The organism is Kaustia mangrovi (assembly GCF_015482775.1).
Taxonomy (GTDB): Bacteria; Pseudomonadota; Alphaproteobacteria; order Rhizobiales; family Im1; genus Kaustia; species Kaustia mangrovi.
Genome location: NZ_CP058214.1, coordinates 2,883,413 through 2,896,480 on the forward strand (window position 1 = coordinate 2,883,413; position 13,068 = coordinate 2,896,480).

Consider the following 13,068-nt stretch of genomic DNA (forward strand, 5'->3'; position numbering starts at 1 on the left):
TTCATTCGGGGCTGCCGCCAGCCTGCCGCCGGCGCCACTTGCGAAGGGCGACCGGAATGAGGGCGATCACGCCGAGCGCGGCGAGGGCGGCGACCATTTCCGGCGTCAACAGGGCGCCGACATCGAGGGAGAAGGTGCAGTCCGCCGCGTCCTGCCGGGCCATGCAGGCCTCGTAGGCCTCGCGCTGGGCGACGATGATGCTGTCGAGGCCCGCGCCGAGGACCGCGAAGGCGACCGTGCCCGGAACGATGCCGATGAAGGTGCCGAGCGCATAGACGGGGAGGGACACGCCGAGAAGGGCAGGCGCCAGATTGACGAGCCAGAAGGGAAAGACCGGCACGAGCCGCAGGAACAGGAGATAGCTCATCGCATCCTCGCGGAACCCCTCCGACAGGCGCTTCAGCCGCGGCCCGGCCCGTCTGGCGAGGATATGGCCGAGCGCGCTGCGCGCGATCAGGAAGACGATCACGGCGCCCGCGGTCGCGGCGAGGACCGTGGAGACGCTCGCCACCAGCCAGCCGAACAGGAAGCCGCCCGTGATGGTCAAAAGCGCGCCGCCCGGGACCGAAAGGGCCACGGCCAGGGCGTAGACGAGCATGTAGCAGGCGAGCGCCGTGACATAGTTGCGCGCGACGAAGGCGCTGAGCGCGGCGCGATGCTCGGAGACCGCCTCGAGGCTCAGATAGCGGTGCCATCCGCTTGCATAGACGATGAGCGCCAGTATCAAGAGACCGGCGAGCGGGGCATAGCGGCCGACGGCGCTGCGGCCGGGGCGCGGGCTGGAGGGGCCGGTGTCGCCCATCGCTGTGTCCTTGCCGGTGAAAGGGGTGATCGTCCCGTTATCGTTCATAGGCTACCTTCGTGATGGCCGCGATGCCATAGAGCGGATGGCGAGCCCCCATCCCGGCAGACTTCGAAGATAACCCGTCCGCGCGGCCCTGCGTATCGCCGCTCAAGCGCATGTGAACGCCGGCCATCAAACGTGATCGCCTGTGACGGGACCGCGAACCGTGCCTTCTGCGACGCTCGGTTCATTGACTTGGCCGGCCGGTTTCCGTATAAGCCCGCACGATCCTTGATACCGACCATGGTCCAGCAGGCGGTCCGCTCGGGCAGCGATGTCCGGTCCGAAGCATATGCCGGCGAGACCCCTGATACAGTCTTGCGGAGACGACAGTGAAAAGAACCTTTCAGCCGAGCCGCCTGGTTCGTAAACGGCGCCACGGGTTCCGTGCTCGCATGGCCACCAAGGGAGGCCGCCTGGTGCTGGCGCGCCGCCGGGCAAAGGGCCGCAAGCGGTTGTCCGTCTGAGCCCTTGACGATGCGAGGTCCCGGCTGCGTGATGCACGCGCGCCCCATATGCGAACGGGTGAAGCGGGCCGCAGCCGATGGAGCGCCTGAAAAAGAGACCGGAATTTCTGGCCGCCGCGCGAGGCGTGTCCCGGGCGATGCCGGGGCTCGTCCTGCAGGCGCGCGACCGTGGCGATGGCGGGCCGGCCCGCGTCGGCTTCACGGTGACGCGCAAGGTCGGCAATGCCGTGACGCGCAATCGCGTGCGCCGTCGCCTGCGCGAGGCGGTTCGCCTCACGATGCCGCCGCTCGCCCGGCCCGGTTTCGACTATGTGGTCATCGGGCGCCTGGGCACGATCGCGCGTCCGTTCGACCTGCTCAGGGAGGATTTGCACCGCGCGCTTGACGCGGTCCACCGGCGCGGCCCACAAGGGGCGGGCGCGCAAGGAGCACGATCACGACCGGCCCGGCGCCGCCGATAGGCCGGCGGGCGGACCGACGATCCCAAGGACGGTGAATTATGGGTGCCGACAACAAGCAGTTCATCCTGGCGATTGTTCTCTCCGCAGTCGTGATCCTGTTGTGGCAGGTCTTTGTCGGGATCCCTCAACTCGAACAGGAACCGGCCCCGCAGCAGACGGCCACCGATCAGGCCTCGCCCGGGGCCGGCACCGCGCCGAGCCCCGGCGGCACCACCGCCCCCACCGCACCGGGCGGGACCGCGGCCTCCGGCAGCCCCGCGGCCGCGACCGCCGGTCGCGCCCAGGCGCTCGCCGCCTCCCCGCGCATCGCCATCGAGACGCCGCGGGTCGACGGTTCGATCAACCTGAAGGGCGCCCGCCTCGACGATCTGCACCTCAGGGACTATCACGTCACTGTCGACCCGGAGAGCCCGACCATCACGCTGCTGTCGCCGTCGGGCGGACCCGGTGCCTATTACACCGAGCATGGCTGGGCGGCCGGCGGCGGTGCGCAGCTCAAGCTGCCGACCAAGGACACGGTCTGGAGCGCGCCCGAGGGCGCGACGCTCACCCCGTCGACCCCGGTGACGCTCACCTGGGACAATGGCGAGGGGCTCGTCTTCAAGCGCACCGTCTCCGTCGACGACCACTATCTCTTCACCGTGCGCCAGGATGTGGAGAACACGTCGGGCGAGCCCGTCACGCTGTTTCCCTACGCCCTGGTCTCGCGGCGGGGCACGCCCCCGACGGAAGGGTTCTTCATCCTTCACGAGGGGCCGATCGGCTATCTGGGCGACGACGGGCTGATCGAGCTCGACTATTCCGACCTGCAGGAAGCCGAGCAGCCCCAGAGCCACAAGGCGACGGGCGGCTGGCTCGGCATTACCGACAAGTACTGGGCCGTCACGATCATTCCCGACCAGTCGTCGGCCATCGAGGGGCGGTTCCTCGATATGCCGCGCGGCGGTGTCGACACCTATCAGGCGGATTATCTGGTGTCCGGCGGCATTGCGGTGCCCGCGGGCGGCACGGCGACCTACGAGAGCCGCGTCTTCGCCGGCGCCAAGGTGGTGCAGACGGTCGACGGCTATGCCGAGGAATTCGGCATCAAGCAGTTCGACCTGCTGATCGACTGGGGCTGGTTCTACTTCATCACCAAGCCGATGTTCTGGCTCCTGGAGTTCTTCAACGATCTCATCGGCAATTTCGGTGTCGCTATCCTCATGGCGACGGTCGTCGTGAAGCTCATCTTCTTCCCGCTCGCCAACAAGTCCTACATCTCGATGAGCAAGATGAAGAAGCTTCAGCCGGAGCTCGTGAAACTGCGCGAGCGCTATCCCGACGATCGGATGAAGCAGCAGGAAGCCATGATGGCGCTCTACAAGAAGGAGAAGGTGACGCCCGTCTCCGGCTGCCTGCCGATCCTCATCCAGATCCCGGTGTTCTTCGCGCTCTACAAGGTGCTGTTCGTGTCCATCGAGATGCGGCACGCGCCGTTCTTCGGCTGGATCCAGGATCTCTCCGCGCCGGATCCGACGACCATCTTCAACCTGTTCGGGCTCATTCCCTGGACGCCGCCGGAGCTGCTCATGCTCGGCGTGTGGCCGATCATCATGGGGGTGACCATGTGGGTGCAGATGCGCCTCAACCCGGCGCCGCCCGACCCGATCCAGGCCAAGATCTTCAACTGGATGCCGGTCTTCTTCACCTTCCTGCTCGCCCGCTTCCCCTCGGGGCTGGTGATCTACTGGGCCTGGAACAACACGCTCTCGGTGCTCCAGCAATATGTCATCATGCGCCGGCAGGGGGTGAAGGTGGAGCTGTTCCAGAACATCCGGAGTTCACTGGGGCTTGGTCGCAAGAAGGGCGTCAGCGAGTCGGAAGGCTAGGGCCGTGAGCTCGCCTGACGGCACGGACGAGGACGCGTTTCCGCCCCAGGCCATCGAGGCGGGGCGGCTGCTGTTCGCGCGCGAGTTCTCGTTTCTGCGCGGGGTGGCGAAGCTCGACGGGCTGCCGCCGGCAGCGCCTTGCGAGGTCGCCTTTGCGGGCCGCTCCAATGTCGGCAAGTCGAGCCTGCTCAACGCGCTGACCGGCCGCAAGGCGCTGGCGCGCACCTCCTCCACGCCCGGGCGCACCCGCGAGCTCAATTTCTTCACCTTCGGCGACGTTCTGTGCCTCGTCGACATGCCGGGCTACGGCTATGCGAAGGCGGCGAAGTCGGAGGCCCGGCGCTGGCAGGCGCTCATCCGCGACTATCTGCGCGGCCGGCCGAGCCTCAAGCGCGTCTTCCTCCTCGTCGACGCCCGCCACGGGCTGAAGGACAGCGATCTGGAGATGATGGCGCTGATGGACGAGGCCGCGGTGAGCTACCAGATCGTGCTGACCAAGGCCGACAAGGTCAAACCCGCCGAGCTCGAACGCATATGCGCCGCCGTCGCAGACGCTCTGAAGCGCCGGCCGGCGGCCCATCCGGGCTTCCACGTCACCTCCAGCGCGAAGGGCACCGGCATTGCGGAGCTTCGCGCTGAGATCGCGCTTCTGACGGAACGCTGAAGAGTCCCGAAGGCCCTGTCTGGGTGTGGCTGGTCGGAGATCGGCCGCCGCCGTCCTATTCGCCGCCATCCCGGCGCGGACCGTCGCCGTCCTCGCCCCGCCCGGGCTCGCGGCGCTCGCGCGCCTGGTCCTTGCGGCGGCGCAGATTGGCCCGCAACGCCTCGGCGAGCCGCCTGGCGCGTTCGGTCTCGTTGTCCGCTTTTTCGCGTTTCCGGTCGGTCATCGGCAAGCCTGGTCGTGATGGCGCGGCCGGGCCGCACTGGTCTCCCGCAAATAACATGTCGCAGGAGCGATTGGCGAGCTTGCGCTTCGCCGCGCACTGTGGCAGTTTCCGCCTCGCTCGCGCCCGATCGGGCCGCAAGCCCAAAAGGCGCCGCCGTAGCTCAGGGGTAGAGCACACCCTTGGTAAGGGTGGGGTCGCGTGTTCAATTCACGCCGGCGGCACCATTTTTTTTCCCATAACAGACTTCTCCGGGATACCGGCGACAGCGCTGCGGCTGGCCGGCTGCGCTACCGGGCTCGTACCGTGCGGATATCAGCGCGGGGCGAGCTGGGCGATGAGGTCGTTGGCGAACTGCGCGATCTGGGTGGCGGCGGAGAAGTCGAACGCGTTGATGGCGACGAAGACGCCGACGCCGCGGGTCGGCGCGAAGGCATGATAGACGAACATGCCCTGAAGCCCGCCGGCCTTCTGCAGGATGAGCGGGCGGTCGCCCTCCGGTTCCATCACGATCCAGCCGAGGCTCATGGCGTCCATCCGGCCCGATTCGTCGAAGCCGTAGACCGGGGAGAGGGCGTCGCGCCGGACATAGGCCGCATGGTCCAGAAGTCGCATCTCGGCGTGGCCGGGCGAGAAGCGGTCGAGGTGCCACTGCAGCCATTTCAGCATGTCGTTGGCCGTCGAATAGAGGCCGCTCGCCCCGGCCATGACCGGGCCGGAGGGCACGTCCGGCAGCGCGGAACCGTCGAAGCCGTGCCCCTGCATCAGCCTGGCCTTGTCGCCCTCGCCGGGGGCGAAGACGGTGTCGCCAAGCCCTATGGGGCGGAGGACGCGGTCCGCCAGAAGCGTCTCGTAGGGCGTGCCTGCCGCGTTGCCGAGCGCCGCGGCCAGCATGTCGAAGCCGAAATTCGAGTAGAGCCCGCCGGTGCCGGAGGCGAAGAGCTGGGGCGCGCCCGACAGCGCCTCGATATAGGTCTCCTTCGTGAGCGTTGAGAACGGGTCGTCCGCAGGCCCCGGCTCGCGCTCGGCCTCGCGCGGGAGCCCGGATGTGTGGGTCGCCAGATCGATCAGCCGGATCGGCTTGCCGCCCTTCTGGGGCACCTCGACATCCCAGCCGATCCTGTCCTGGAGCGGGTCGGTGAAGTTCACCGTGCCGTCCGCGACGAGGCTCGCCAGAACCGCCCCGGTGAAGACCTTCGTGATGGAGCCGACACGCATCAGCGTGTCGCCGTCCGGCGCCTTGCCGGACCCGTCGGCGATCTCGCCGAAGCCGGAAACCGCCGTCTCTCCGTTCCGCGTCGCCCCGATGACGAGCCCCGGGACGCCCGTTTCCAGGAACAGCACCGTTCCGGTGAACGCGACGGTCTCGTCGAGCAGCCTGTCCTGTGCCCCGGCGGGCAGGGCGAGGCCGGCGAGACCGGCCGCGATGGTCACTATCGCCGTCAGCCGCCGGCCTGTCGTCCGCCCCATCGTCTGCCCCATGTCGACCGTCCCCCTCGTGCGTTCGTTCGAGCCATAGTTTTTCTAGCATAGGGTCGGCGTGGCGCCAGCCCCGGCTGGCGCGAGCGGTCCGGAGGAAAGGGGCGGCGACGCCTGACCGGCTGCCGCCCTTTGCCGCCAATCGACGGGGAGCGGGCCGGGTTGGGCCCGATTGGGGGCGGAACGGATCAGTCAGTCACGACATCCCAGCTGTCGTCCGGGTTGAAGCGCTCGATATAGGGCACGATCTCCGCGGTGGCCGGGCCGAGATCGGTCTCGTAGACAATGCCGTACTGGTTCACCATGAAGGTGTTCACGCCGGTCTGGCCATATGTGACGGGCCAGGCCAGGAGCGCGAAGCCCGCGATCATGTTGCCGTTGATCACATAGTCGTAGGCGCCTCCGGCAATCCGCGGGCCTTGGCCTGTCAGGATCCGGTAGCGATAGCCGAAATAGCCACGCCCCTCGCGCGCCGTGTCGAGCGCGGCTTGATCGACGAATTCCCCGGCGGGGCTCTCCCCGGCATCGGAGCCGGCGGGCCAGTAGAGCCCGTCGGTCTCGCCGTCTCCGCTCAGGAGCTTCTGGGCGAATTCCCGCACGCCGTCGCCGTCTCGGTCCGCGGAGGCGTAAGCGTGCTGCGCAGCGACATAGGCCCGCATGGTCGCGATTGTCTCCAGCTCGTTCTCGCCTATGCGCCGGTTGACGATCTCCTCCAGACCCGCCTGGGCGTCGAACGCCCATTTGCCGTCATCCGTCTTCACCACGGGGAAGGGGAACGGCCAGAGCTTGGCGCCGAGATCGATGAGGACACGATCGCCGTCCTCCTCCACGAAGAGCTGTCTGGCCGCCCCCTCGCGGATCCGGGCATAGCTGTCCATCGACCCCTCGTCGGCCTTGAGCTTTGCGGCATCGAGGCCGAGAAGGCGGGCCAGGCCATCGAGGTCGTCGTCGGCGAGAGCCGTCTGGAACGCGTCGACGGCCGCCGCGGCGGTGTCGAAGGTCGGCGGTGCCTCCTGCGACGCGAAAGCCTCGATGCCCTCATCGTCTTGCGCGGAGGCGGCAAGCACGGGGGAGAGGGTGGCAAGGGAGACGACGAGGCCGAGAGCCAGCGCCGGGCGGACAAGCAGGTGGTGAAGAATAGCAATCATTGTTCCAGTCCCTTTGCCCGTGCTCAACGCCTGCGTCCGCCGCCATGCCTGAACGACCTGTGGCCGCCGCCCCGGCGCCCGCCGCCCATCGATCTGAAGCCGCGCTCGCTGGAGATCCTCTCTCTCTTGCCGCTGCGGACATGTCCGAAGCCGGAGGGGTGTCTCGGGCGGTTGTCGATCCGCCCTGCCGGCTTCTTCCTGCCGACCGGGTGATCGATCCGTGTCGTCTTGCGGGCCTGTTTCGCGCCCGGGCGCTTCTCTATGCGGTGCCTTTCGGCCGCCCGGCGATCGCCGCCCGGCCGGTCCCGTTTCAGGTCTTCCGGCCTCTTCTTCAGACCTTCGAGCGTGCTCTTGCGGATGTCTCTCGACAGATGCGCCCGGCCCGGCGCCGTTTCTGGCCGTTCCCTGCGGATGCGCGCTGCCTGGTTGTGGAGCGCGTTGTTGCGGTTGGTCTCCAGTCCGCGTCTCAGCTCGGAGTGGCCGATCTTGGCAAACTCGCTCCGGTCGATCTTGATCTTGGAGCGGTCGACATGCCGCCAGTCGATGTCGTTGATATTGATGTTGCCGTTGAATTTCCGGTTGTTGAAGCAGTTGTTGCAGTCGATCTTGACATTGTTGCCGCCATGCCAGTCGCCGCCCCACACGCCCCAGTGGTTCCAGTCGATCGCCGACGCCCAGATCGCACCGGTGACGACGCCGGCGAAGAAGGTCGCCGTCGGATAGTAGTAATAGGGATAGGGGGTGGGGTAATAGCCGATGGGTGCCGGAGGATAGCCCGGCTCATAGAGCATCTGGGGCGGATATTGCGGGACATAGATGGTCTGGGTGCTGGCCGGCTGGATGACGATATTGTCCTGCTGCTTGACGACCTTGACCTTGTCGTCGGTCTTGATGACGCCCTTGGCGACCGCCTCCGAGCGAAGCTGCTGGATGGCGACCAGCACATCCTTCTGCTGGTAGGTGATGGCGTCGGCCAGCTGCTGGGTCCAGTCGAGATCGTTGTTCATCATCTTCACGATCTCGGGATAGTTGAGCAGCGAGATGATGCTGGGATCCCAGCTGTCCTTGGGCTTCAGGCTCTTGTCCTTCTCATAGGCGTCGAGATAGCGGGCCGCCTGCACGATCTCGAGGGGGTAGAGCGAGGCTGAGGTGATCAGCGAGACCAGATCGTCCGGATAGAGCGCGATCCGCGCCACGAGGACCTCGAGCTCGTCCTCGGTGAGGGGCTTGGGCGCCTGCTGGGACGCATCCGCCGGTTGCGACGCTGCCGTCTGCTGGGACGTGGCCGCCTGGTCCTGATTCTGGTCCTGGCCCTGATCCTGGCTCTGGGCAACGGACCCGACCGTTGCGACGGCGCCGAACAGGGGGATCAGCACGCAGACCGTCAAAATCCTGATAATGCGATGGAGTTTTCTCACGGCGTTCCCCCTTTTGTCTCAGGCATCTGTCTCAGGCATCGGCCCAGCATATCCACCCAGGACGCGATCATAGCAGAAGCTTCACGCAAGTTGACCATGAAAGGTCGGGCGGGCGCCGGGTCCCGCCGCGCACTCCTCGGCGAACTCAGAAATTTGTTGCAATATGCCGAACAGTTGGCGACCTTCCCGAGGTCCGGGGGACCGGTCGACTCTGCGAGGATAAGGCGTCATGAACGGGGAACAGGCGGTTTCTGCGAATAACGCTCTGGGATTGCGTTACGGCCGGACGGCAACCGAAGGACGTTCATGCCGGTCGCCGCGCTCGGCCGGCAACCGGGCGATACGGCGCCTGCGCGAGATCGGACGGGCGGCCTGTCTGGGCACCGCTCTCGTTCTCGCCGGCCAGATGTCGACCGCTCCGGCCTCCGCGGCCGATCTCGTCTATGACGTGCCCCCGCCGGAGGCCGCGCCCGAGAGCGACTGGCAGTTCGCCGTCGCCATCTATATGTGGGCCGCCGGTCTGGATGGCAAAGTCGGCATGTTCGATCGCCCGACCATCAATATCGACCAGAGCTTCGGCGACATCTGGAAGGAGCTGAAGTTTGCGGGGATGGCGGTCGGCGAGGCGCGCAAGGGACGCTGGGCGGTCTTCGCCGATCTCATCTATATCAAGATCGCGACCGACAGCGGCCTGACCGGCACCGTCGGGAACGTGCCTGTGAAACTCGATGCGAAGGTCAAGACCGAGACGTTCACGGGCACGCTCATGGGCGAGTACCGGTTTCTGGAGAGCGAGCGCGGAACGGCCGATCTGATGGCCGGCGCCCGCCTGTGGAGCGTCGATACCAAGATCCGGGCGAAGCTGTCCGCCGACGGTACGGAGGTCGGGGCGTATAGCGGCAATGACGGCGAGACCTGGGTCGATCCGATGATCGGGCTCAGGGGCCGTCTCAACCTGGACGAAAGCTGGTACCTGACCGGCTGGGGGATGATCGGCGGCTTCGGCGTCGCGTCCGACTTCGCGTGGGACGTGTTCGGCAGCGTCGGCTATCAGTGGAGCCGCAGCTTCTCCACCACAGTCGGCTACCGCGCGCTGGGTGTCGATTATCGCGATGACGGCTTCGTCTACGATATCGTCGAGCACGGACCGGTCCTCGGCGCGGTCCTCCGGTTCTAGACTTCGGGTCAGGGCAGGGCGGACAGCATCGCGACGCCGAGATAAAGCCCCAGGCCGAAGCTCAGATGGGTGACGAGCGTGCTCCGGCGTGCAGCGTTCGGGGCTGGCGTCTTCGCTGCGGCAATTCCAAGACCGAGACCCGGCTGCAGGATCAGGAACGGTGCGGTGCTGGTCGCGAGGCCTGCCAGGAGGCAGGCGCCGGCCGAGGGCGGCCAGTCCGCGATGGCGACGAGGCCTGCGGCAAACCCGATGCCGATGAGATAATGCGCGGTCCAGCCGATAACGGCCTCGCCCGGCACCGGTGGCGAGGCCGTTATCGGCGCATGCACGAACCGCCCCCGCGGCATGTGGCCGATCCAGCGCCCGACAAGGCGGTAGTCGAGCGTGGCCGTGCGCAGGATCCTACCGCGCAGGACGGCCACCGCGTCCATGACCAGCGTGGCGACGATCCCCACGGGGACCGCATGGCCGAATATGGCCGCGAAATCGGACATGATACTCTCCCATCGTTGCCGCTTGCGTTTCCCGGTTTCGGATGCGACCTTGCCACTTCAAGTCGACTTGAGGTCAAGCCCCATGTTTCTGGATATTTCGGAGGTTGCGAGGCGGTCGGGCCTGCCGGCCTCGACCCTGCGACACTACGAGGAGAAAGGCCTGATCCGCTCGGTGGGCCGGCACGGGCTGCGCCGGCAGTTCGAGCGCGATGTGCTCGAGCGCCTGTCGCTCATCGCGCTCGGGCGCCGTGCGGGCTTCTCACTGGACGAGATCGCGGAGATGTTCGCCCCGGACGGACAGCCGCGCATCGACAGGGAGCGGCTGTCGGCCAGGGCCGACGAGCTCGACCGCACCGTGGTCAGGCTGGCCGCGCTGCGCGATGCCCTGCGCCATGCCGCCGCCTGCCCGGCCCCGAGCCATATGGACTGCCCGACATTCCGGCGGTTGCTCGCCGCGGCCGGCGCGCGCCAGGCCCGCGGGCGTTCCTCCAGCAAGGCCGCGAGCGCCCGGCGCACCTGACCGGCGGCTGCCGTTTCACCGAAAGTCGCGGCATTATCAAACTGTCAACCGTTCCCGGTCAGACTGTGCGGGCAAGGCAATCCCGACCGATGGGCTTTTCGTGACCGAGAACGACGGAACGGTATCCACTTCCGCCTGGACCTGGGCGTTTCCGCTCGCCGCGGCGGTGCTGCTCGTCGCCGAGCATCTCCACCTCCCCTATATGGACGGCATGGCCGCCAAGGCCCTCGCCATCGTGCTTCTGGGCGGGGCGGTGTTCGCCGCCGTCCATCATGCGGAGGTCATTGCCGCGCGCATCGGCGAGCCCATGGGCTCCGTGGTGCTCGCCGCGGCGGTCACGGCAATCGAGGCGTCCCTCATCATCTCCATCATGGTGTCTTCGCCCGACGGGGGCGCGGAGATCGCGCGCGATACCGTCTTCGCCGCCATCATGATCGTGCTCAACGGGGTGGTGGGCCTGTGCCTGCTGACCGGCGGCATACGCTTCTACGAGCAGGGCTTCCAGACGAACGCGGCGAGCAGCGCGCTGGGCGTTCTCGGCACGCTCGCCACGCTGGTGCTCATCCTGCCCAATTTCACGCTCGCCGAGGAGGGGCCGATCTACTCGGTCGCGCAGCTCTCCTTCGTGGCCATCGTCTCGCTCGCGCTCTATGGCCTGTTCCTGTTCGTCCAGACCGTCAGGCACCGCTCCTATTTCCTCGACCTTGAGCAGCACGAGACCGGTGGGGTAAAGCCCGCGGGCCGGCAGGTCCTGATCAGCGCGGTGCTGCTGGTCGTCGCGCTCGCCGCGGTCATCCTCCTTGCGGAAACCCTCTCGCCGGTGATCGACCGGGCGGTGGCCGGGGCGGGCCTGCCGACGGCGTTTGTCGGCATCGTGATCGCGGCGGTGGTCCTCATGCCCGAAGGGCTCGCCGCCACACGTGCGGCCCGCATGAACAAGCTGCAGACCAGCCTGAACCTCGCTCTGGGCTCCGCACTCGCGAGTATCGGCCTGACGATCCCGGCGGTCGCGGTGACCTCGCTCCTTATCGGCAAGTCGCTCACGCTGGGGCTGGAGGCGGAGGAGATGGTGCTTCTCGTGCTCACCCTCTTCGCCAGCACCCTCACCCTGGCGACCGGGCGCACGACGGTGCTTCAGGGCGGCGTCCACATGGTGATCTTCTGCGCGTTCCTGGTGATCGCGGCCATCCCGTAAGGCCCCCGCATCACCCGCCGCCGTCCGCGGCCCGCTCGTCCAGCCACCGCCTGAGCGCCGCCGCATAAAGCCCGCGCCAGCCGGTCTGCGGCGCGCTGAGGAACCACGAGTTTCTCAGGTCCCAGGACGCGTTTGTGGACTCCGCAAGGCGCTGGTCGGTATGCCGTGCCAGGCCGCTCGCTGCGTAGGGCGTCAACTCGCCGAAATAGACCCGGTCGTCTGCGATCATCAGATCGCATCTGACATGGTCGATCCCCTCGCTCAGACGTTCGGCCGCCGCTTTGGCAATCGGGAAGGCGGCGGCCGGAATCTCGAAATCCGTAAGCAGTCGGTCCTCCTCGCCGGGCTTCAATGCGATCTCGATGCCGGTCGGTCGACCATCGGCATCGTGAAGGGCCAGGCGACCCTTCTTGTTCTCGTTTCCGAGATAGACGACGACGAACTGCACTTTTCCGTCTGAACAGGCGAAGTTGAGATCGATGATGGGAGAGGCCTCGGAGGAGGGCAGGATCGGCTCGACGAACAGGGCGGTCGGCACCTGGCTGTAGCCCCATTCGCCCTTGTGGCGGCCATAGGTGCCCTTGCGCCATTTCGCCACGGTCTTGCGCAGCTCGGTGCGGTCATACGCGCCGTTCCTGATGAAGATATTCGAGCTGGAAGCGTTGTTCTGCTTGATGACCACGTCGCCCTGGAGCACCTCGTCGGGGATGTCGTCGACGCAGGTGCCCGTCCACAGGGCAGGCAATATGGCGATGTCGGGCGCGCGCGCGGCGACGTAGTCCTTGCAGGCCAGCTTGTCGCAGAAGGTCGCGAACAGGGGGTTGCGGTCGAAGATCTTCCGCCAGAGGAACTTCTCGTTGTAGCTCCGCGGGCAGGCGATGGAGGGCGTGTAGCCGAGTGTGTCTCGGAAGGTCTTGACCAATCTCCGGTAGCGAAGGCGCGCATGGAGATCGGCGATCCGGACGACGAGGCGGGCAGGCAGCATGGTCGGGCGAGCTTCGGTATGGGACTTCAGGAAAGGGACGGGACCATAGGTCGCCGGCAGGGTGCGCTCAACGTCCATGCGGGCCGGTTCGCAGGGCCTTTGGTCGCACCGTGCGCGATGCCGTCCGC

14 protein-coding genes and 1 tRNA gene are annotated in these 13,068 nt (G+C 67.0%); 8 read left to right on the plus strand and 7 right to left on the minus strand.

Translation table 11 applies throughout. The features are described from left to right. Nucleotide 1: 1 nt before the first annotated feature. Nucleotides 2-850 (minus strand): TVP38/TMEM64 family protein, encoded by an 849-nt coding sequence (locus HW532_RS13390; protein ID WP_246478965.1) that lies wholly within the window; start codon nt 848-850, stop codon nt 2-4. 326 nt (nt 851-1,176) lie between these two features. Here HW532_RS13390 and rpmH point away from each other — a divergent pair, with 326 nt between their 5' ends. The 4 genes from rpmH to yihA all read left to right on the plus strand — a co-directional run bounded on the left by rpmH (nt 1,177) and on the right by yihA (nt 4,304). After that, nucleotides 1,177-1,311 (plus strand): 50S ribosomal protein L34, encoded by a 135-nt coding sequence (gene rpmH / locus HW532_RS13395; RefSeq protein WP_213160956.1) that lies wholly within the window; start codon nt 1,177-1,179, stop codon nt 1,309-1,311. Between the two features lie 77 nt (nt 1,312-1,388). Then, nucleotides 1,389-1,772, plus strand: a complete 384-nt coding sequence (gene rnpA, locus HW532_RS13400) for a ribonuclease P protein component (RefSeq protein WP_213160957.1) — start codon at nt 1,389-1,391, stop codon at nt 1,770-1,772. Between the two features lie 38 nt (nt 1,773-1,810). Beyond that, complete coding sequence (gene yidC, locus HW532_RS13405; protein ID WP_213160958.1) at nt 1,811-3,640, plus strand: membrane protein insertase YidC; 1,830 nt, start codon at nt 1,811-1,813, stop codon at nt 3,638-3,640. Between the two features lie 4 nt (nt 3,641-3,644). After that, nucleotides 3,645-4,304, plus strand: a complete 660-nt coding sequence (yihA, locus tag HW532_RS13410) for a ribosome biogenesis GTP-binding protein YihA/YsxC (protein ID WP_213160959.1) — start codon at nt 3,645-3,647, stop codon at nt 4,302-4,304. Between the two features lie 55 nt (nt 4,305-4,359). Here yihA and HW532_RS13415 read toward each other — a convergent pair whose 3' ends face one another. Continuing rightward, a complete protein-coding gene (locus HW532_RS13415) occupies nt 4,360-4,527 on the minus strand; it encodes a hypothetical protein (RefSeq protein WP_213160960.1) in 168 nt (55 codons plus the stop codon). A 149-nt stretch (nt 4,528-4,676) separates the two neighbouring features. On the opposite strand from HW532_RS13415, the gene HW532_RS13420 reads away from it, so the two are divergent. Beyond that, nucleotides 4,677-4,751 (plus strand) — tRNA-Thr (locus HW532_RS13420). 88 nt (nt 4,752-4,839) lie between these two features. Here the strand turns inward: HW532_RS13420 and ampH are convergent. The 3 genes from ampH to HW532_RS13435 all read right to left on the minus strand — a co-directional run bounded on the left by ampH (nt 4,840) and on the right by HW532_RS13435 (nt 8,569). Then, entirely contained in the window at nt 4,840-6,006 is a 1,167-nt protein-coding gene (gene ampH, locus HW532_RS13425; RefSeq protein WP_246478973.1) for a D-alanyl-D-alanine-carboxypeptidase/endopeptidase AmpH, read from the minus strand. Between the two features lie 185 nt (nt 6,007-6,191). Next, nucleotides 6,192-7,151 (minus strand): DUF2950 domain-containing protein, encoded by a 960-nt coding sequence (locus HW532_RS13430; protein WP_213160961.1) that lies wholly within the window; start codon nt 7,149-7,151, stop codon nt 6,192-6,194. Between the two features lie 23 nt (nt 7,152-7,174). Beyond that, nucleotides 7,175-8,569, minus strand: a complete 1,395-nt coding sequence (locus tag HW532_RS13435; RefSeq protein WP_246478998.1) for a DUF3300 domain-containing protein — start codon at nt 8,567-8,569, stop codon at nt 7,175-7,177. 229 nt (nt 8,570-8,798) lie between these two features. Between HW532_RS13435 and HW532_RS13440 the strand changes: the two genes are divergently transcribed. Next, complete coding sequence (locus HW532_RS13440; RefSeq protein ID WP_246479000.1) at nt 8,799-9,746, plus strand: hypothetical protein; 948 nt, start codon at nt 8,799-8,801, stop codon at nt 9,744-9,746. Between the two features lie 8 nt (nt 9,747-9,754). Here HW532_RS13440 and HW532_RS13445 read toward each other — a convergent pair whose 3' ends face one another. Continuing rightward, the gene (locus tag HW532_RS13445; protein ID WP_213160962.1) at nt 9,755-10,240 is read right to left on the minus strand and encodes a DUF2938 family protein; all 486 of its coding nucleotides are present in this window, start codon (nt 10,238-10,240) and stop codon (nt 9,755-9,757) included. A gap of 82 nt (nt 10,241-10,322) precedes the next feature. Here HW532_RS13445 and HW532_RS13450 point away from each other — a divergent pair, with 82 nt between their 5' ends. Continuing rightward, a complete protein-coding gene (locus HW532_RS13450) occupies nt 10,323-10,760 on the plus strand; it encodes a helix-turn-helix domain-containing protein (protein ID WP_213160963.1) in 438 nt (145 codons plus the stop codon). 100 nt (nt 10,761-10,860) lie between these two features. Beyond that, on the plus strand, nt 10,861-11,955 hold the full coding sequence (locus tag HW532_RS13455) for a calcium:cation antiporter (RefSeq protein ID WP_246479001.1): 1,095 nt from the start codon (nt 10,861-10,863) through the stop codon (nt 11,953-11,955). A 10-nt stretch (nt 11,956-11,965) separates the two neighbouring features. Here the strand turns inward: HW532_RS13455 and HW532_RS13460 are convergent, their stop codons facing one another. Beyond that, on the minus strand, nt 11,966-13,018 hold the full coding sequence (locus HW532_RS13460; protein WP_213160964.1) for an ATP-grasp fold amidoligase family protein: 1,053 nt from the start codon (nt 13,016-13,018) through the stop codon (nt 11,966-11,968). Nucleotides 13,019-13,068 lie beyond the last annotated feature (50 nt).